Source organism: uncultured Rothia sp. (genome assembly GCF_916049665.1).
Classification (GTDB): Bacteria; Actinomycetota; Actinomycetes; order Actinomycetales; family Micrococcaceae; genus Rothia.
The window spans coordinates 1-19433 of sequence record NZ_CAJZIE010000046.1 but is presented as its reverse complement, the minus strand read 5'-3'; the positions used below and the strand labels follow the sequence as shown (position 1 = coordinate 19433).

The 19433-nt window shown below is 59.0% G+C and carries 13 protein-coding genes; 2 read left to right on the top strand and 11 right to left on the bottom strand.

Annotation, left to right across the window (positions count from 1 at the left end):
• Nucleotides 1-199: 199 nt before the first annotated feature.
• The 3 genes from QZ540_RS05730 to QZ540_RS05720 all read right to left on the bottom strand — a co-directional run bounded on the left by QZ540_RS05730 (nt 200) and on the right by QZ540_RS05720 (nt 6614).
• Nucleotides 200-3568, bottom strand: coding sequence for a type I restriction endonuclease subunit R (locus QZ540_RS05730; protein WP_294628359.1), 3369 nt, complete (start codon nt 3566-3568; stop codon nt 200-202).
• Between the two features lie 191 nt (nt 3569-3759).
• Nucleotides 3760-4986 (bottom strand): restriction endonuclease subunit S, encoded by a 1227-nt coding sequence (locus QZ540_RS05725; RefSeq protein ID WP_294628356.1) that lies wholly within the window; start codon nt 4984-4986, stop codon nt 3760-3762.
• 2 nt (nt 4987-4988) lie between these two features.
• Nucleotides 4989-6614, bottom strand: coding sequence for a type I restriction-modification system subunit M (locus QZ540_RS05720; RefSeq protein ID WP_294628354.1), 1626 nt, complete (start codon nt 6612-6614; stop codon nt 4989-4991).
• Between the two features lie 589 nt (nt 6615-7203).
• On the opposite strand from QZ540_RS05720, the gene QZ540_RS05715 reads away from it, so the two are divergent.
• Both QZ540_RS05715 and QZ540_RS05710 read left to right on the top strand, forming a co-directional pair.
• Entirely contained in the window at nt 7204-7995 is a 792-nt protein-coding gene (locus QZ540_RS05715; RefSeq protein WP_294628352.1) for an SDR family oxidoreductase, read from the top strand.
• Between the two features lie 5 nt (nt 7996-8000).
• A complete protein-coding gene (locus QZ540_RS05710; RefSeq protein ID WP_294628350.1) occupies nt 8001-8984 on the top strand; it encodes an AraC family transcriptional regulator in 984 nt (327 codons plus the stop codon).
• Nucleotides 8985-9082: 98 nt separating this feature from the next.
• On the opposite strand, the gene QZ540_RS05705 is transcribed toward QZ540_RS05710, so the two are convergent.
• From QZ540_RS05705 to QZ540_RS05670, 8 genes are all read right to left on the bottom strand, one after another.
• Complete coding sequence (locus QZ540_RS05705; protein WP_070676522.1) at nt 9083-11560, bottom strand: bifunctional (p)ppGpp synthetase/guanosine-3',5'-bis(diphosphate) 3'-pyrophosphohydrolase; 2478 nt, start codon at nt 11558-11560, stop codon at nt 9083-9085.
• A gap of 299 nt (nt 11561-11859) precedes the next feature.
• Nucleotides 11860-13029: a protein translocase subunit SecF gene (secF, locus tag QZ540_RS05700; RefSeq protein WP_294628347.1), complete on the bottom strand. Its 1170-nt coding sequence runs from the start codon at nt 13027-13029 to the stop codon at nt 11860-11862.
• Between the two features lie 2 nt (nt 13030-13031).
• The gene (gene secD, locus QZ540_RS05695) at nt 13032-14723 is read right to left on the bottom strand and encodes a protein translocase subunit SecD (protein WP_294628345.1); all 1692 of its coding nucleotides are present in this window, start codon (nt 14721-14723) and stop codon (nt 13032-13034) included.
• A gap of 99 nt (nt 14724-14822) precedes the next feature.
• The gene (gene yajC, locus QZ540_RS05690) at nt 14823-15182 is read right to left on the bottom strand and encodes a preprotein translocase subunit YajC (RefSeq protein ID WP_294628344.1); all 360 of its coding nucleotides are present in this window, start codon (nt 15180-15182) and stop codon (nt 14823-14825) included.
• 428 nt (nt 15183-15610) lie between these two features.
• Complete coding sequence (gene ruvB / locus QZ540_RS05685; protein ID WP_172855776.1) at nt 15611-16597, bottom strand: Holliday junction branch migration DNA helicase RuvB; 987 nt, start codon at nt 16595-16597, stop codon at nt 15611-15613.
• Between the two features lie 157 nt (nt 16598-16754).
• Nucleotides 16755-17375 (bottom strand): Holliday junction branch migration protein RuvA, encoded by a 621-nt coding sequence (gene ruvA / locus QZ540_RS05680; RefSeq protein ID WP_070847803.1) that lies wholly within the window; start codon nt 17373-17375, stop codon nt 16755-16757.
• Nucleotides 17376-17584: 209 nt separating this feature from the next.
• Nucleotides 17585-18241, bottom strand: a complete 657-nt coding sequence (gene ruvC, locus QZ540_RS05675; protein ID WP_049362705.1) for a crossover junction endodeoxyribonuclease RuvC — start codon at nt 18239-18241, stop codon at nt 17585-17587.
• A 280-nt stretch (nt 18242-18521) separates the two neighbouring features.
• Entirely contained in the window at nt 18522-19280 is a 759-nt protein-coding gene (locus QZ540_RS05670; RefSeq protein WP_049327244.1) for a YebC/PmpR family DNA-binding transcriptional regulator, read from the bottom strand.
• Between the last annotated feature and the right edge of the window lie 153 nt (nt 19281-19433).

Here is a 19433-nt window from a genome sequence, read left to right as displayed (position 1 = left end):
CGAGATAGCTTCAGGTGACTGGAGTTCAGACGTGTGCTCTTCCGATCTCTATCGAAGGACCCCCGCCCTCCCCCATAAACGGCGAGAAGCCACATGTGTTTCGAGAAGCCACGAAAGAAGTGGCTTTTCGAAACACATGTGGCTTCTGGGTGGATTACCTCTGGGCGAATACCCGCCGGTTACAGCACGTCACCGCGGGTTATTCTCCGCCAAGGAACGGCATGAAGCGGACGATGTGCTTCTCCAGCTTCTGCTTCACACGCTTCGCCTTGGTCGCGGCGTCCTCGGTCTTCGCGCCGCCGAGCTTACCGCCGAAGAGCGGAATCTTGCGCTTGGTCAGGCGGCTAATCTTGTTGGGGATGGTACGGCGGTTTTCCTTGAGTGCACGGTTGACGACGCGCTGGGTCTCTGCGGAGTCCAACTCTTCGTCCTGCACGATGGTGTCTTCCTCGCGGGCACGGCGGTTGGTCACGTAGTGGTGGAAGTGTTCCTGCACGTCGTGGTCTTCGGGCTCGTTCAGGTATGCATCGAAGTAGTCCTCAATGATGTCGCTGCTTTCTCGCAGGTCGGTGTCGTTACGTACAGCGCGGCGCACGCGGTCGCGGAACTTCTCCAGGTCATCTGCGGTACCTTCGGCGGTGGTGTTCTCCCCTGCCGCCTTCCCATGGCGTGCCTTGCGGGCTTCGGCGACTAGGTCGAGAATGTAGCGGACACCGACTTCCTGCTGCTTGAGGAATTCCGTCTCGAAAAGAAGCTGACCGAGTACGTGGCTTGCTTCGTCTTCGGGTTCGTAGCCATCTTCTTCTTGGGCGCGCTGCAGTTCGCGGGCTTCTTCGCGGATGTCGTTGTAGACACCCGTGTAGCCCTGCATGTCGTAGTCGCTGATGAGTTCGTTGCCGCCATCGCGGATGAACTCGTCGTGTACACGCAGTTCCTGCTGCAGCTCGAACACATCATTCATACACTTGACGTATTCGGCCTTCTCCTCGAGAGTATCAACAGCAATCGAACCGCCCTCGTCCATGGGGAACTTCTCGCGCAGCTCGTTAACTGCCTTGCTGTATTCTTCGAAGACTTCCTTGTAGGGGCGGGTGAAGGCAACAGTCAGAGCTGACTCACTGCCGCTGTTTTCTGTGTCACCGAAGAGGGCAAATGCGTCCTTGGTGGCCTGTTCGAGGTCGCGGAAGCACACGATGTTGCCGGAGGGCTTACGTGAGTTGAGGATTCGGTTGGTGCGGCTGTACGCCTGCACCAGGCCGTGCATCTTCAGGTTCTTGTCTACCCAGAGGGTGTTGACGGTCTTGGAGTCGAAGCCGGTCAGGAACATGTTCACCACGATGAGCAGGTCCAGTTCGCGTACCTTCATGCGGCGGGAGACGTCCTTGTAGTAGTTGTCGAAGGAGTCGCCGTCGGTGCTGAAGTTGGTGCCGAACATGGTGTTGTAGTCTTCGAGGAAGCCGTCCATGCGGTTGCCGGTGTCTTCGGTGGCAAAGGTGAAGTTTTCTTCTTCGCCGAAGGTGTCGATGAGCTGTCCACCGTTGCCCTGTGAGTAGATGATGGCGACCTTGAGCTTCTGTTCAGGGCGCAGGGTGCCATCTGCGATGCGTTCTTCTTGCAGGGTGTTGAGGGCGTCGTAGTAGGTGCAGGCGGCGTCAATGGAGGAGGTTGCCAGGATCGAGTTGAAGCCGCGCACGCGCTCTACGTAGTGTTCGGTGACGCCGTTGATGGTGCGGGTCTTCTTGATGTCGTAGCTGGTTCCTGCGCTCTGGTTGGTTTTGCGGTCGTAGTTGTCCAGGATATAGGTTGCGATGGCTTCGATACGTTCGGGGCTCTCGAGCACCTCCTTACTCTTTGCGAGCTTTTCAAGTTCCTTCGTGTCGGGGGTCTCGGCACGTTCAGCCGCAATTTCCTCGGCGTAGGCGCTTTCTTCGAGCTCCGCAAAGGTGGGGCTGGTGTTGGTGTATTCCAGGTGGAATTTCAGCACGTTCTTGTCGCGGATGGCGTCGACAACGGTGTAGGAGTGCAGGCAGTCACCGAAGACTTCGGCGGTGGTGGTGCCGGGGCCACCTGCGGAGTTCTTGTCGAAGATGGGGGTGCCGGTGAAGCCGAACATGCTGTAGTTCCTGAAGCGTTCCTTGATGGAGCGGTTCATACGGCCGAACTGGGAGCGGTGGCATTCGTCAAAGATGATGGCTACGCGCTGGTCGTAGACGGAGTGCTTACGTTCAGAGGTAATGAGGTTAGAGAGCTTGTGGATGGTGGTGACTACGATGTTGGTTCCACGGTCGGCGAGGCGGTTGCTGAGTTCGCGGGTGCTGCCGGTGGAGCTGACGGAGTCTGCCTGGAAGTTGTTGTATTCGAGCATGGTCTGGTAGTCGAGGTCCTTGCGGTCCACGACGAAGAGAACCTTGTCGACGAGCCCGGTTTCTGCCAGGCGGCGTGCGGTTTTGAAGCTGGTGAGGGTTTTGCCGCTGCCGGTGGTGTGCCAGATGTAGCCGCCAGATTCTTTGGTACCCAGGAGCTTAGAGTTGTTGTTGGCGATTTCGACGCGCTTAATGATTTTCTCGGTTGCCGCAATCTGGTAGGGGCGCATGACGAGCAGGTCCTGGCCTACGGTGAAGATGCAGTAGCGGGTCAGGATGTTCGCCAGGGTGTGGCGGGTGAGGAAGGTACGCGCGAAAAGCGTCAGGTCGTCGATACGGTTGTTCTTGGTATCTGCCCAGTAGCTGGTGAATTCGAAGCTCTTACCTGCGGAGCCGCCGGAGGCTTCCTTGCGGCTAGCCTTCTGCTGGTCTTCGACGTGCTTGTGGCGCACGGTGTTGGAGTAGTACTTGGTTTCGAAGCCGTTGCTGATGACGAAGATCTGGGCGTATTCGAAGAGGCGGTGCTGGTCCTGCTGGAAGCCTTCGCTCTGGTAGCGTTCAATCTGCTGAAAGGCAGGGTGGATTCCGACGTCACGCTTCTTGAGTTCGATGTGCACGAGGGGCAGACCGTTGACGAGGATGGTCACGTCGTAGCGATTGAGTACCTTGCCATTGGGGGCGGGTACGCGGTACTGGTTGATGACCTGCATGCGGTTGCGGGCGGGGTAGGCGGCGTCGATGAGCATGATGTTGCGCAGGGTGCCGTCTTCGAGGCGGAAGTCGATGAAGCGTTCTTCCTGGATGAGCTTGGCCTTCTCGAGGATGCCGTCGTTGGAGCGGGCGATGTGTTCGGTGAGCAGGCGGTTGAATTCTTCGTCGGTGAAGTGGAAGCCGCTGTTGGGGCCGTATGCACCTTCTTCGGGGCGGGTGTTGAGGCGTTCGAGCTGTTCGCGCAGGTTGCGGATGAGTGCGGCTTCGTCGGTGAGGCGCGGCAGGTAGTCGTAGCCCTGGGTTTTGAGGGTTTCGATGAGTTCGGCTTCGAGCTGCGCTTCGCTCTGGTAGTCTTCCTTCTGCTTGCGCTGGGCTTCCCATTCGTTATAGCCCTTCGCTTTAGCGATCTCGGCGATGACGGTGAAGTCTTCTGAGCTGAGGATGCTTTCGGTGCGTCCTTCGGCGGGGCGGGGGTGGTTGGGTACGGTTTCCACGGGGTGCTCCTTTGCGTAGGGGGTTGAGTGTGTGGATGGTTGGGCTCAGAGTTAGCGGGCTCTGGGTTGGTGGGCCCGGCTAGTTGAGTGTTGGTTGTTGAGTGTGGTTGAGGTGTGGGGCCCGTGCAGGGGTGGCGGGTGCCGCCCCTGCACGGGGTTCACGCATGATGCGCAGTTTGATACGCAAGTGTCTACTGGTTTTCGCCCTTGCGGGGGAAAGAAAGTAGCTGGTCGCGGTAGTACTCGTATTGGCTGCGACGCGCCGCGAGCTCTGCGGGTAGACCCTCGGAGAGGCTGGCGGTTAGGGCGTCGAAGCGGTCGAGAATATCGACAATGCGCTGCTGCTCTTCCAAGCTGGGGAGAGGAATAGACACATTAGCCAGCTTCTTCTTGGAGACGTTGAACCTCGTAACTCCTTGAGCAGTTCGAATAATCTGTTTACGAGCTAGACGGCTCCTAAAAAGATATTTAGAAAACTCGGGGTTAAGAATGCTCGGATCGTTGAGGCGATAGCAGATTGAGAAACTGTTCAAATATGCTTTCTCCCCAGGTTCCTTCGTAACGACAGATGAAAGACCTGATTCTTCCATATTTTCAGATGATCCAGTCAGAAGAATGTCACCCTTCATTAGGGAAAGCTGATTCTCTCCTTCTTTTACCTGCACGAAGTCAGGCCAGGTGAAATCGACTGAAATGTTTTCATATACATTCTTATAGGAAATGTAGCGCGCACCAGAAGAGCCGAAATCATTCTTGGTCTTTCCCTTAAGTCCGCCGTAGAACTTACCTAGTTCGCCCAGGGTAGCGCGAGGGCAGTCAAGGGCTTCGAAGAGCGAGTCACGGTAGTACTCGTATTGCAGAGTACGCGCTTCCAGCTCCGCTTCCAGCTCCGCTTCCAGGTTCGTGAATTTGTCGAGAATTTCAACAATCGCTTCCTGAATCTCCAGCGGTGGAACAGGGACCTCGAGTGAATCCGTATCTTTCACAGCAAGCTGGGGAAGCTTCACTGATTTACTCCGGGCAAGTTCCTGCAGGTAATACGCTTGGGTCAGAAGGTAATAGTAAATAAACTTCTGATTAACGATATTGCTATCTAAGGTATAAGACCACATTTCATTTTTGTGAGTAAACGACTTCTCATAATACTCGAAGCCGATATAACCTCTAGATTTAACAATAATCGCCGGGCCATGCAGAATATCCTTTGCCGGAATATTTGAAGAATCAGTATCAACAAATGTAGATCCAGCAGCAAAGATTCTCAGGTCTTTATTGCCAGGCTCAAGAGACCGCATCTTAGAGGCCGTAATCGCAGTCCCCTTATTACGCTTTCCCAGAGATTCCAGCGGGCGGTATTCCACCCCGTCCGGGCAGAGCTCAGCCACCAGGCGGTCAATATAGTTCGTCACCTCGGCCACGATTACTCGCCGCCTTCCAGACGCGCCACAATAGCGTCAATCTCCACGCGCAACTGAGCCTGACGAGCCACAATACCCTCAATACGAGAATTCAGCTCAACAATATCCACACGCTCACGGGTATCCTCCGGCTCAACCCAGCTCGACACCGCCAGGTTTGCCTCCTGCTCCAGCAGCTTCTCCACCGGAACCAGCGCCGAGAAATGCTCACGCTCCTCACGAGCCGTCAGCACCTCCAGAATCTTCTCACGGTGCGCCTTACCCAGAATATTCTGGTTCGTGCCCTTATCAAACAGCTGCGAAGCATCCACGAACAGCACCGAATGGTCCTTACGGCGGCCCTTCTTCAACACCAAAATACAGGTCGCAATGCTCGTACCGTAGAACAGGTTGGCGGGCAGCTGAATCACGGCATCCACCACGTTCTGCTTCAGCAGATACTCGCGAATCTTACGCTCCGCACCGCCGCGGTACAGCACACCGGGAAACTCAACAATCGCAGCCGTACCAGCCTCATCCAGCGACGCCAGCATGTGCATCGTAAACGCCAGGTCAGCCTTCGACTTAGGCGCCAAAACCGCCGCCGGGGCGTAACGGTCATCGTGAATCAGGGTCGGGTCATCATCACCCTTCCACTTCGTCGAATACGGAGGGTTAGACACAATCGCACCAAACGGCTCCTCAAAATCGCCGCCCGCACCACCACGGTGCTTCGGGTCAATCAGAGTATCACCGTGCGCAATGCTGAAATCATCCACCGGCACACCGTGCAGCATCATGTTCATGCGGCACAGGTTATAGGTCGTCAGGTTAATCTCCTGACCCACAAAACGCAGGCCGTCCGAGTTCTTACCCAACTCACGCTTAAACTTCAACAGCAGCGAGCCCGAACCACACGCCGGGTCATACACGGTACGAATCTGCTCGGCGTCACGGCCATCCATAGCAATCTTCGCCAGCAGCTCCGAAACCTCCTGCGGAGTGTAGTACTCGCCGCCGCTCTTACCCGCGTTCGCCGCGTACATACCCATCAAGTACTCATAGGCGTCGCCGAAAGCGTCATTCTCGCTATCCTCATAGCTATCACTGAGGTTCATGTCTGCCACGGCGTCCATGAGCTTGAGCAGGTTCTCGTGACGAGCCGCCGGGCTCACACCCAGCTTGTTCGAATCCAGTACGAAGTCGTCGAAGAGGCCCTTCACGTTATTCTCAGACTCGGTACCGCGCGCCGACTCCTCAAACGCCTTGAACACGTTCGCCAGGGTCTCATTCAGGTTCTGGTCCTGACGAGCCTTCGCGTGCACCACAGAGAACAGCTGCGAAGGCAGCAGCAGGAAGCCGCGCTCCTCCACCAGCATGCGGCGGGTATCATCATCAAAAGCCTCATCAGGAATCTGCTCAAACGCCTGATCCAGACCGTACTTCTTCTCCACAAAGCGCACCTGGCTCTCAGAGAGGTAACGGTAGAAAAGCATGCCCAGCACGTACTGCTTAAAGTCCCAGCCATCTACCGAACCACGCAGGTCATTCGCAATACGCCAAATCGTAGAGTGCAGCTGCGCACGCTCAGCGTTGCGGTTACGGTGCTCGTCAGTAGTAGCGGAAGAATCCGTAGACTGCGTCGTCATAGGGGCGGTCAACCTCTCATTAGTTATCGTTTCTACAGTCGAAGAAACGTCAAATATTCGGGACCCGTGCGGTCCCGGTAGTACACATGCGCCAGTGCCGGTCTAGACGCCTTACTCGGTGGGGGCGTTTGCAGCTTCCACAAGCCAATTCATACCCGGCGGCGCGAACCCTTTCAGTATACGGGTTCCCCCGACCCCGTACGCGCCCGTTCGTCATCGCTGGGCCTCCACCACCCTCCCGCTCCCCTGCCGCGTGGAAAATTCGGTCATAGGTTACGGACTTCTGCCATGGTTTTTAACTACGACAGAAGTCGCTAACCTATGACCGAAATCAGCGCCGATGCAGATTACCCGACGGGTTAGCGGCTTTTCGATAGGTTAGTGTCTTCGCCGTGGGTCTTTAACCCGCAGTGAAGACACTAACCTATCGAAGGGTCCCCGCCCTGCAGAAAGCCCCGCGGAGGTTGGCGCGTTTTGCATCTGCGTGGCGCAAATTGTCGTGACGCTGGCGTTTTATGCCGCGTACAGTAGTAACCACAAGGGCACAACAGCCCACACAAACCACCCCTTCCACACAAGGAGAAACCCCATGGCACTCGCACTCATCACCGGTTCTTACGGCGGCCTCGGCACCGAATTCGTCAAGATCCACGCCTCCAAGGGCGGCGACCTGATCCTCGTCGGCCGCAGCCAGGCAAAGCTCGACGAGCAGAAGGCGCAGGTCGAGGCAGAATACAAGGTCACCGCATACACCATCGCCGCCGACCTTTCCGCCGAAGAGTCCGCACAGTTCATCTACGACGAATGTAAGAAGCTCGGCCTGCTGCCCGACTACTTCATCAACAACGCAGGCTTCGGCGGCCAGGGCGACTTCGCCCGCGAGCGCACCATGGAGCAGGACCTGTCCATGATTAAGGTGAACATTGAGGCCCCCACCCGCCTGCTGAAGCTGTTCCTGCCTGACATGATTGAGCGCGGCTCCGGTAAGGTCCTGAATGTTTCCTCCACTGCGGCGACCATGCCTGGCCCTCTGCAGGCCGTCTACTACGCTACTAAGGCGTACGTGACCAGCTGGTCCAACGCCCTGTGGCGTGAGCTTCAGGGTACCGGCGTGACCGTCTCCTGCCTGATGCCCGGCGCTATGGCAACCGGTTTCGTGGCTGCCGGCGGCCTGGATGACACTAAGCTGTTCGCTAACGCGGTCTCCCCGGACAAGGTTGCTGAGGAAGGCTACGAGGGCATGCTGAAGGGTGAACTCAACGTGGTGTCCGGTCTGGTGGCGTGGCAGAAGCCCATGGTTTCTATGGCGCCGGTGATGCCGCGTAAGGCGATGCTGGACTTCGTGTACAACCAGCAGGTTTCCGGTAGCGCCAAGAAGTAAGCAGCATGAAAAACTACCTGCTGGATACGCAGCTCCCCCAGCTCCTCACCACCACCGGTATTGATGCTGGCGAGGCACTCCGCCTGGCGCAGCTACCCGAGGACCTCTTGAGCCGCGCCGAGCCTGTGCTCACCGGCGTAGAATATCTGCGGCTCCTGGACGCCGTCGGCGAGCTGGCTCCCGCGGAGGGTTTTGCTGTCACCCTCGCCACCGCCGACGGTATTGAGCAGTTCAGCCCGCCCATCTTCGCGGCGTACTGCTCTCCCAACGGCGCGGCATGCATCGAGCGGCTCGCCAAGCTCAAGCCCCTCATCGGGCCGGTCCGCTACCGCCTCGAAACCCTGGGGCCGGAGGCGACCCTCCACATCGAGGGTGAAGAGCCCGGCACTCAGCTGCCCGCCTTCGTGGCGGAGGGGGAAATCGCGTTCATCCTGCACGTGATGCGTTCGGCGACCAAGCGGCACATCACTCCCCTACAGGTGGAGGCGGCGCACCCCGTCAGCGATGCCCTCACCGAGCTCGTTGGTGTACCGGTGGCGGTGACCGGCATCAACGCGGTCACGTTCACTGCCGAGGACCTGCAGGCGCCTTTTATTAGCCATAACGAGGCCATGTGGTCCTACTTTGAGCCGGAGCTACGCCGCCGCCTCTCCCAGCTGGAGGTCGACGACTCCGTTTCGGCCCGTGTGCGTGCCGCCCTCGTGGAGCTGCTCCCCGCCGGGGAGAACACCATCGAAGACGTGGCGCGCAAACTCGCGACCAGCAGCCGCACGCTGCAGCGTCAGCTCTCTGAGGAGGGAACCACCTTCCGCAAGCAGCTGAACCACGTGCGTCAGCTCCTCGCCCATCAGTACCTGACCACCAGCGACATGGACATGGACACCATCGCGTTCATGCTCGGCTATGCCGAAGCCGGCAGCTTCGTGCGCGCTTTTACGCTCTGGACCGGGACCAGCCCCGCAGCGTACCGGGCACAGCACAAGGGCTAATATACAGGTCAATAAACGGCGAAAAGCCACATGTGTTTCGAAAAGCCACCAAAGAAGTGGCTTTTCGAAACACATGTGGCTTCTCGGCGTATGAAAAACTACGCTTCCGAGGGCTTCGCGCCGGTCAGGCGGTACGCCTTGTACACGCCCGTCACGTTACGGACCACGTTCAGCACGTGCTCCAGCATGAAGCGGTCACCCAGCTCCAGGGCGAAGCGGTCCACCACGGTACGATCCTCCGAAGTGTGCACGCGCGCATCCAGAATGTTCACACCCGACTCAGAAATCGCACGGATCAGGTCGCTCAGCAGGCCCTTACGGTCCAGCGCCTCCACCTGAATCTGCACACGGTACGTAGCGGTCGGCGAAGATGCCCACTCGACCGTAGTCACGCGCGGCTCCTCGTCAGCGTTACGCATGTTCGGGCAGTCACGGCGGTGCACCGAAATACCGTTGTAGCGGGTCACAATGCCGATAATGTCATCCGGCGGGACCGGGGTGCAGCAGCGCGCAATCTTCGTCAGCACACCCTCAGCACCGGGCACAATCACGCCGTTATCGCCAATCGCCTTGCGGGTCGACTTCAGCAGCGTCTCGTCAAAGTCGCTGACCTCAACCTCGGGTGCCGGCTCGTCGCCGCGGTGCACCTCAACGAGGGTGTCAATGACCTGCTTCGGCGCGATCTCGTGCTCACCAATCGCACGGTACAGCGACGCCACATCATTCTTGTGCAGCAGCTGAGCCACCTGAGTCATGATCTCCGGGCTCATCATCTTCTGCAGCGGCAGCTCACTGTTACGCATGCTCTTGGTGAGCATTTCGCGGCCGGCGAGTAGCGCCTCCAGGCGGCGTTCCTTCGCGAAGTACTGGCGGATCTTCGTGCGAGCGCGTGAGGAGCGAACGAACTTCAGCCAGTCCTCGCTGGGTCCGGCGTCTTCGTTCTTCGTGGTCATAATTTCCACGGTGGCGCCGGTGGGCAGGACCGTGTGCAGCGGCACGAGGCGGCCGTTGACCTTCGCACCGACCGTGCGGTCGCCGACCTCACTGTGGATGGCGTAGGCGAAGTCCACGGGGGTGGAACCGTTGGGCAGGGCGATTGCCTCACCGTTGGGGGTGAGGACCACGATTTCGTCGGTGTCGAGGGTGTCAGCGAGCGACTCGTAGAACTTCTCCGACTCCGGGTTGGAGTTCGAAATCTCGGCAATAGACTGCAGGATGCCAACGTTCATCATCGCCGAAGTCTGGGTGCCCGGCTCCTTCGGGTCCTTCGCGGGCGCGCCGCCACGAGCCGCGACCTTCTCGCCGCGCGATGCCGCCTTGTAGCGCCAGTGCGCCGCCACGCCATACTCAGCCTCTTCGTGCATCTTGTAGGTGCGGATCTGAATCTCAAGCGGCAGGTTGCCCGGACCGTACACGGTCAGGTGCAGCGACTGGTAGTTGTTGTTCTTCGGGTTCTTAATGTAGTCCTTGAAACGGCCAGTCATCGACGGCCACAGAGACAGCACGTGGCCGAGCACGGTGTAGCATTCCGCCTCTTCCTCAACCATGATGCGCACGGCGAGGATGTCATTAATCTCGTCGAAGCTGCGGCCCTTCGTCTTCATCTTCTGATGAATCGAATAGTAGTGCTTCGGGCGGCCCGTCACGGTCGCGTCGATGCCCACCTCTTTCAGGCGGTCCGTAATCTTGGTGCGCGCCTCGTTCAGGAACTTTTCGAGCGCGGGGGTGCGTTCGCCGACCATGCGCACCATCTCGGCGTAAATCTCCGGGCTCATGGCGGCGAAGGACAGGTCCTCCAGCTCCCACTTGATCGTGTTCAGGCCCAGGCGGTGCGCGAGCGGCGCGTAAATCTTCAGGGTCTCTTCTGCCTTCTTCGCGGCAGAAGCCTGCGGCACAAAACGCCAGGTGCGGGCGTTGTGCAGGCGGTCGGCAAGCTTGATGAGCAGCACGCGGATGTCCTTGCTCATGGACAGCACGAGCTTGCGGATCGTCTCAATGGAGGCGTTCTCGCCGTAGGTCATCTTGTCCAGCTTGGTCACGCCGTCAACCAGGTAAGCGACCTCCTCACCGAACTCTTCGGTGAGCTGCTCCATCGTGTAGTCGGTGTCTTCCACCGTGTCGTGCAGCAGACCGGCGGCGAGCACGGGACCGGTCGCACCCATCTCCGCAAGAATCGCGGTCACAGCGACAGGGTGGGTGATGTACGGGTCGCCACTCTTACGCTTCTGACCCTCGTGGCAGCGGTTCGCCACCTCGTAGGCGCGCTGCAGCACCTGGATGTCCTCATCCGGGTGGTAGCGGCGCACGGCACGTACGACCGGCGCGATCATCGGGGAGAAACGGATGGTGCCGCCGTGCGAATCGGAGGCCTCCATCTTGCTGCTGCGGCTACCGAAGACCAGGCGGTTCGGCACACGTCCGCCAGCAGCCATGACACGGTGCGAGCCGCGCTTCTTCTTCGCATCAGACGAATCAGTTTCAGGCAGAGGAATCGGGCCAGCGGGCCGAACCGCAGGCTTCTCGGCGGTCCCTGCAGGGTTCTCAGCGTTGGTGTTCACGGCAGGTTCTGCACTCATTCCAGGCTCCTTCGGACTCAAGATAATCAGCCGCACACTCAGGTTCCTCATCGTTGAGGGCTATACCGGCCAAACCAGCCATCAGCAGGCTCAAACGCGAGCGCACAGTATCTTCACTTCTTATCCTACCCAGCGGTCTGGAACGCGCCAAACTATGCGACGTTTTAACACGCCCGAGCGCGTTGTGCGGGAAATATTTTGGGCACGCTAAAGGTTCAGGCACACTAAAGGGGAGCCGACACCTTTCGGTATCGACTCCCCTATCGTTAGCAACGCCAATAGCGCTGGCGGAACGCTGGCTAACCGTTCAGGTTCACGCGGTGAATCTCAATGGTTGCACGTGCAGGCTTCTTAGCGGGCTTCTCGGTTGCCTTCTCGTCCTCGGTCGCCTTGTCAGCAGATTCCTCAGCCTTCTCAGCCTCGGCGGGCTCCTCCGAAGAATCACCCTCAGCATCGTCAGCATCCTCAGCGTCCTTGAAGCTGCCGCTCTCCACCTTCGCGGTGTGCTCACGAATCTGGGGCTCGCCCAAACGCAGCGAAGCATACAGCGGCGCAGACACGAACAGCGTACCGAACATGCCCACCAGAATACCCACGAATAGCGACAGGGACAGGTCCTGCAGAGTACCCGCACCCAGGATGAACGCACCAATGAACAGGATCGCGCCCACCGGCAGAACACCCACAATAGCGGTGTTAATCGAACGGACCAGGGTCTGGTTCACCGCCAGGTTAATCTGCTCGGCAAAGGTCGTGTCGCGGCGTTCCAGCACATCCTCGGTGTTCTCACGGATCTTATCGAACACCACCACCGAGTCATACAGCGAGTAGCTCAGAATCGTCAAGAAACCAATAATTGCACTCGGGGTAATCTCGAAGCCGAACGCGGCGTACAGGCCAACCGTCACCACCACGGTGAAGAACAGGCCCGCAATAGACGCCAGCGACATCTTCCAGGTACGGAAATAGAACGCCATACCAATCAGCGCCAGCACCACAAACGCGACCAGACCCCAGAACGCCTGACGGGTCACATCCGCGCCCCAGGTCGGGCCCACGAACGAGGAGGTCACATCATTCTCAGAGACGCCGTACGCCTCCTGCAGAGCCGCCTTCACCTGCAGAGTCTCATCATCGCTGAGCTTACTCATCTGGGCACGAATCGTACCCGGCGCAATATTGGTCACGCGAACATCCGAAGCGTCCTTCGCCTTCTCGTGAATAATGCGCTCACCCGTAGCAGTATCAACGTGCGCAGTCTTCGAGACCACGAACTCCGAACCGCCACGGAAATCAATACCCAGGTTGAAGCCGCCACCAACAGCCGGAATCAGAACCGAAACCGCCATCAGCACAGCCGCAAGCAGCAGCCACAGGCGGCGCTTACCCACGAAGGGGTACGAGCGGGCACCCGAATGCAGGTCATTACCGAAGCGGGCAAAAGCATTAGGTTTCACATCGGTAGCCATGCTTAGCTCTCCTTCTTCTCATCAGAAGCAGACTCGTCAGCCTCAGCGGCAGCACGCTCTGCACGGCGACGCTCAGCAATGCTCAGCTGCTTCTCCTCCGGGCTGCGGAGGCGACCGGCACCACGGTACAGCGGCGTAGCGCCCAGCGACTCAGGCGACAAGCCCGAGTGGCGGTGACCCTCACCGAAGTAGCGGGTATTCGCCAGCAGAGTCAGCATCGGGTGGGTGAACAGGTACACGACCACAAGGTCAGCAATCGCAGTCAAACCAAGGGTGAACGCGAAGCCCTTCACCGAACCGACCGACACCACGTACAGCACCACAGCAGCCAGCAGGTTCACAGCCTTCGACGCCAGGATAGTGCGGGATGCACGCTGCCAACCGTGGTTCACCGCCGACGGGATCGTGCGGCCCGCACGGATTTCATCACGGATACGCTCGAAGTAGACGATGAACGAGTCAGCCGTAGCACCAATCGCCACAATCAGACCCGCCACACCAGCCAGGGACAGGCGGTAGTTCAACGCCCAACCCAGCAGCACAATCGCCTCATACGAGATGATGCCAGCCACAACCAGCGACATCATCGTGACAAAGCCCAACAGACGGTACTGGAACAGCGAGTACACGAACACCAGCAGCAGACCAATCAGGCCGGTCAGCAGACCCACACGCAGCTGCTCCGAACCCAGGGTCGCAGAAATCTGCTGCTCCGACTGGATTGTGAAGCTAATCGGCAGGGCACCGTACTTGAGCTGATCGGCGAGAGCCTTCGCCTCCTGCTCGGTGAAGTTACCGGTAATCTGCGGCTTACCGTCAGAAATCACAGCCTGCGACACCGGGGAAGACAGCACCTTGCCGTCCAGCAGAATCGCGAAGCGGGCACGCGGATCATTTGCGTTCTGTGCACGAATCGCGTTCAGGCGAGAAGTAATGTTCTGGAACTTCTCACGAGCCTCATCGTTGAACTGAATGTTCACAGCCCAACGGCCCGTAGTCACGCCCTGACCGGTCGTCTCCTGCGAGTGGCTTGCGGTAGAAATATCGCTACCGTTCAGCTCAACCGGGCCCAGAATGTACTTCTCATGACCGTCAGTGGAACACGCCACCATCGGCTTAGTCGGGTCGGCGCTATCCGCATCCTCGTTACGTGCCGCGGTGCAGTCCTTCGCCTCGTACTGCTTGTACAGGTCCGCAGTAATCCAGTTGCGGTCCGAACCATCAGTCGGCTCCGCAGACGGCTTCGGTAGCTTATCGTCCGCAGTGCGGGCATCCTCAGCCACCGCAGTACCGGCCCCAGAGACCAGCACCGGGCGGAACGTCATATTTGCAGACGCCTGAATCAGCTGACGAGTCTCAGCGCTAATCGTTCCGGGAACCGAAACAACCACGTTATTACCCGAGCCGAAGGAGGTGGTAACCTCCGCCTCCGACACGCCGGCACCATCAACGCGCTGACGAATAATCTCAACCGCCTGGTTCAACTGCTCCTGGGTGACGTTCTCATCCGAAGAGCCATTAACCTTCGGAGAAAGAATCATCTGAGTACCACCCGAAAGGTCCAGGGCGAGCTTCGGTGCCCACGAACCACCCGAGTAGGTGCTACCGAAAATACCGGCAGCCATAACAACCATGAGCAGGACCATCGAGAGGAGCGCCCCTCGCGCGGCTGCAAGCGGTGAACGCTTAGCCATAATGTTCCTTCTTCGTGTGAATAGTATTGAGTGTTCTACAGATTCCGTAACGCGAAAACCCGACGCCGCTCACTGGGCGCCGGGCTCATACGCTCTGAATTACTTAGCAGTATCAGAAGAGGTCTCGGAAGCGGGAGCTTCGGATGCGGGAGCCTCGTACACGTCCTCGGTCAGGGGTGCTGCGGGGGCTTCCTCCTCAATAATGGCCATAATCGCGTTCAGTGCCAGGGTGATAACAACACCGTCCGCAATCTGAAGCTGCAGCTTGTTGTTATCGAGGTCGGTGCTGACGACGGTGCCGTAGATACCCGAACCGGTCATCACCTGGGTGCCGGGGACGAGAGACTGCTGCATTGCGCGCAGTTCCTCCATCTGCTTACGCTGACGCTTCTGGGCGGAGAACATCATCCAAGCCAGCAGCGCCATCATGGCAATCATAATCAGGAGGTTAAAATCCATGGTCTCACTTTCACATCCGCACCCGTGCCGCTCACCGCGAGGGTTGAGCGTACCAGAAGGTGTGGAATCGTAGATACAGTACGTATCCATCCTACGCGAGAGCATGGGCTTTAGCGCCCCGAACCAGCGTTTTTGTGAGGTTAACCTGAGTTTTGGACTCTCTCGGCGTAATTTTATGTCGCTGATGAAGCGCGGCAGAGCCCGTTGGAACCCGCAAAAGAGCTGCCGCGCCTGCAGAAAAGCCACAGGGAAGCGCAGAGAGCAACACAAAAGCCCGCGGGAGGCGAATACCTCCCACGGGCTACTTACTGTATGTCTTAACCGGATGCGTTGGCCGGATGCGTTGTCTTATTCACGCACCCTACCCGGATGCTTTGACCGGATGCGTCGTCAGCCGGACTCTCTGACCGGCACGGTCTAGCACGGGTCTAGAGCTGAATTTCCGGCGCCTCCAGGCCGAGGTGCTCCCACGCCGCGGGCAGAGCCACACGACCGCGCGGAGTACGACCAATCAGGCCCTCACGCACCAGGTACGGCTCAGCCACCGTCTCCACGGTCTCCGTCTCTTCACCCACCGCAATGGCGAGGGTGGACAGACCCACCGGGCCGCCGCCGAACTTGTGAATCAGTGCCTCCAGCACGGCACGGTCCAGGCGGTCCAGGCCGCGCGAATCCACCTCGTACATGTCCAGGGCGGTTGCGGCGTCGGTCGCGTTGATACGGTCCACGCCGTTCACCAGCGCCCAGTCACGCACACGGCGCAGCAGACGGTTCGCAATACGGGGCGTGCCGCGGGAACGACCGGCAATCTCGGTGAAACCCTCGGAGGTAATCTGCATATCCATCAGACCCGCACTACGGCGAAGCACCAGCTCCAGCTCCTCCACCGAGTAGAACTCCAGGTGGCCGGTAAAACCAAAACGGTCACGCAGAGGACCCGGTAGCAGGCCCGCACGGGTCGTCGCACCCACCAGGGTGAACTGCGGCAGCTCCAGCGGAATGGAGGTCGCACCCGCACCCTTACCGACCACAATGTCCACACGGAAATCTTCCATCGCCATGTAGAGCATTTCCTCAGCCGGGCGGCTCATGCGGTGAATCTCATCCAGGAACAGCACCTCACCGGGAGTCAGCGAAGACAGAATCGCCGCCAAATCACCCGAATGCTGAATCGCAGGGCCCGAGGTGATGCGCAGCGGCGCCTCCATCTCAGCCGCAATAATCATCGCGAGAGTGGTCTTACCCAGACCGGGAGGGCCCGAGAGCAGCACATGGTCGGCGCTACGGCCACGCATCTTCGAAGCCTCCAACACCAGGGACAGCTGCTGACGCACACGGCGCTGACCCACAAAGTCGTCCAGGGACTTAGGGCGTAGTGCCGCCTCAATCATCTTCTCTTCGGGCTCTTCTTCCATCGCCACCAGGCGCTGGGCGGGAGCTGAAGACGCCTGAGTGCCGGGCACCTGACCGGGAAAATACCCGCCAGAGAGCTGCGGCTCATAGGGATTCTGGCTCATAGAATTCTTCTTTCACAAAAGTTTGAGTGGGATACGTCTGACAGGGGCGCGCCGTCTAGTGGCGGCCCACCGTGTTCTGAGTACCCAAGGAGGCGAGCACACCGCGCAGAGCCACACCCACCGGCTCGGTCTCTGCGGCAGGGTTGTGCTTCACGTAGGCATCAATGGCGGCGGAAGCGTCCTTCTCACTCCAGCCCAGGGAGGTGAGGGCGTCAAGCACCTGCGGCTTCCAGACAATACCCTGGCTCAGCGGCAGCTCATCGGTCTGGCCATCGCTGAGAATCAGCTTGCCGGCAAGCTCCAGCACAATACGGCGGGCACCCTTCGGGCCAATACCGGGGACCTTCGTGAACGCCTTATCGTCACCGGTCGCCACGGCGCGCTCCACCTCAGCGGCAGTGTGAACACTCAACACCGCCAGCGCAATACGCGGACCAATACCGGAAACCGAGAGCATCATGTCAAACACTTCACGCTCGGCAGGCTCCGAAAAACCGTAGAGAGTCATCGACTCTTCACGCACAATCATGGTAGTCAGCACGGTAGCTTCCTCACCGGTGCGCAGCTTAGAGAGAGTACGCGCGGTCGCGTACACGAGCATGCCGAAACCGTTCACGTTAATCACCGCGTGATCAAGGCCCACCTGAGCCACACGACCGGTCAGGGATGCAATCATTTCTCTCCACCTTTCAACACCGCGCCCAGGATTAGGGCTCGCGGCAGTGTGAGGGCACCGGGCACTCCGGCACCCACAGAACGCACTCCCCCAGTTCGACGGGGAGACACTACAAGTATATTAGAATATTTCTTCTGAAATCAAGCATATATTCGAACTTCTTAGCGAATACCTGCGAGCGCTCAGAAGACTCACACACGCCCCACCCGTTAGCGGCGAGCGCGCGCCTCCGCCTCCATCCAGGCACGCTGCGCCGGAGTCAACGACCCGCCGCGACGAGCCTGCGCCGGGCGTGAACCCTGGTGAGTCTGCGTCTGAGCCGCCATATTGATACCCGAACCGATGCCGCCGCCACGCCAACCGTGACAGATTGCAATCGCCAAGGCATCGGCAGCATCGGCGGGCTTCGGCATGGAATCCAGACCCAAAATACGGGTCACCATACGACCCACCGAAGCCTTATCCGCGCGACCGCTACCGGTTACCGCCGCCTTCACCTCCGACGGGGTATGAAAGAACACCGGCACGCCGCGCATTGCCGCCGCAGAAATCACCGCGCCCGAAGCGTGCGCCGTACCAATCACCGTGTTCACCTGCTCCTGCGCGAAGATGCGCTCAATCGCCAGGGCATCCGGCTTGTAGGTGTCGAGCCAGTGGGAGGCGGCGTTGAAAATCCAGAGAATACGCTGGTCCAGGGATTCCGCCGGGATCGTACCGGCAACACCCACGTTCACGAAGTGCGCCTTACGATCAGCGGTCATATCGAGCATGGAGAAGCCACAACGGGTCAGGCCCGGGTCAACACCCATGATGCGGGTGGCACCCGGCACGCGCTCCACAGCGGCGGCGGTACGGTTCTCACGCATGCTATCGCGTGCGGCAGGTTGAGCGGCAGCCATCATCTCCCCTTTCGACAAATTCCCTAGAGAATCTCTAGATTCCAGCCCTCCAGAATCCTAGCACCCGGCACCGGGGCACGCCACGAGTGCGGTCACCGCAAGCACGGCCACCGCACCCGCTCTCAAACACAACAGCCCCAGACGCTAAGAAGCCACTCCCCCAACCAGCCACCCTACGGCGGCTCGGTCAAAGGAGCGGCTTCTTCAAGCATCAGATACCAGAATCCGAGTGATTACTCAGCTGTGATTACTCAGCTTCCAGCTCTGCCATAACCTCAGCAGAAACGTTAGCGTTCGAGTAGACGTTCTGAACGTCGTCGAGCTCTTCAATAGCGTCTGCCAGCTTCAGGAACTTCTTAGCGCCGTCAGCGTCCAGGTCAACCTGCATGGTCGGGCGGAAGACCGGGTCATCGTTGTTGTACTGCAGACCTGCCTCGTCCAGAGCCTTACGGATCTCGGGCAGGTCGGTTGCTGCGGAGACAACGGTGAACACGTCGCCCTCGTCCAGAACCTCTTCAGCGCCTGCATCCAGGACAGCCATCAGAACGTCGTCCTCGGTCAGACCGTCAGTCTTGGTAACCTCTGCAACGCCCTTACGCTCGAACAGGAACGCAACCGAACCCTGGTCAGCCATGGTGCCGCCGTTACGGGTCACAGCCAGGCGAACCTCAGACGCTGCACGGTTACGGTTATCGGTCAGACACTCAATGTACAGAGCGGTACCCTGCGGGCCGCGTGCTTCGTACATGATTTCGGTGTAGTCAATGGTCTCACCGGTCAGGCCAGCGCCACGCTTGATTGCGCGGTCAATGTTGTCGTTAGGAACGGAGTTCTTCTTCGCCTTCGACACAGCAAGGTCAAGAGCGGGGTTACCAGCAATATCAGCGCCGCCCATACGTGCTGCAACTTCAATTGCCTTAATGAACTTCGCGAAAGCCTTCGCGCGCTTAGCGTCGATAGCGGCCTTCTTGTGCTTAGTAGTCGCCCATTTAGAGTGACCCGACATTCGTATCTCCCTTAGTCAAAACCTCTGCACGGACACGGCGAAACGCCCCGCGCACTGTACTATAACTCAATCAACTATACCGTAGCGGAGGCGCACACCACCTCAAAAAGTGCACGCCACCGCCCGGAATAGGGTGCTAGCGGGGGCGAGACG

Excerpts from the sequence above, each read along its gene's own strand:
- QZ540_RS05705 (WP_070676522.1), bottom strand. The coding sequence starts at position 11,560 with ATGAGTGCAGAACCTGCCGTGAACACCAACGCTGAGAACCCTGCAGGG.
- yajC (WP_294628344.1), bottom strand. The coding sequence starts at position 15,182 with ATGGATTTTAACCTCCTGATTATGATTGCCATGATGGCGCTGCTGGCT.
- QZ540_RS05670 (WP_049327244.1), bottom strand. The coding sequence starts at position 19,280 with ATGTCGGGTCACTCTAAATGGGCGACTACTAAGCACAAGAAGGCCGCT.
- QZ540_RS05720 (WP_294628354.1), bottom strand. The coding sequence starts at position 6,614 with ATGACGACGCAGTCTACGGATTCTTCCGCTACTACTGACGAGCACCGT.
- QZ540_RS05715 (WP_294628352.1), top strand. The coding sequence starts at position 7,204 with ATGGCACTCGCACTCATCACCGGTTCTTACGGCGGCCTCGGCACCGAA.
- secD (WP_294628345.1), bottom strand. The coding sequence starts at position 14,723 with ATGGCTAAGCGTTCACCGCTTGCAGCCGCGCGAGGGGCGCTCCTCTCG.
- ruvC (WP_049362705.1), bottom strand. The coding sequence starts at position 18,241 with ATGCGTGAGAACCGTACCGCCGCCGCTGTGGAGCGCGTGCCGGGTGCC.
- QZ540_RS05710 (WP_294628350.1), top strand. The coding sequence starts at position 8,001 with ATGAAAAACTACCTGCTGGATACGCAGCTCCCCCAGCTCCTCACCACC.
- ruvB (WP_172855776.1), bottom strand. The coding sequence starts at position 16,597 with ATGGAAGAAGAGCCCGAAGAGAAGATGATTGAGGCGGCACTACGCCCT.
- ruvA (WP_070847803.1), bottom strand. The coding sequence starts at position 17,375 with ATGATTGCATCCCTGACCGGTCGTGTGGCTCAGGTGGGCCTTGATCAC.
- secF (WP_294628347.1), bottom strand. The coding sequence starts at position 13,029 with ATGGCTACCGATGTGAAACCTAATGCTTTTGCCCGCTTCGGTAATGAC.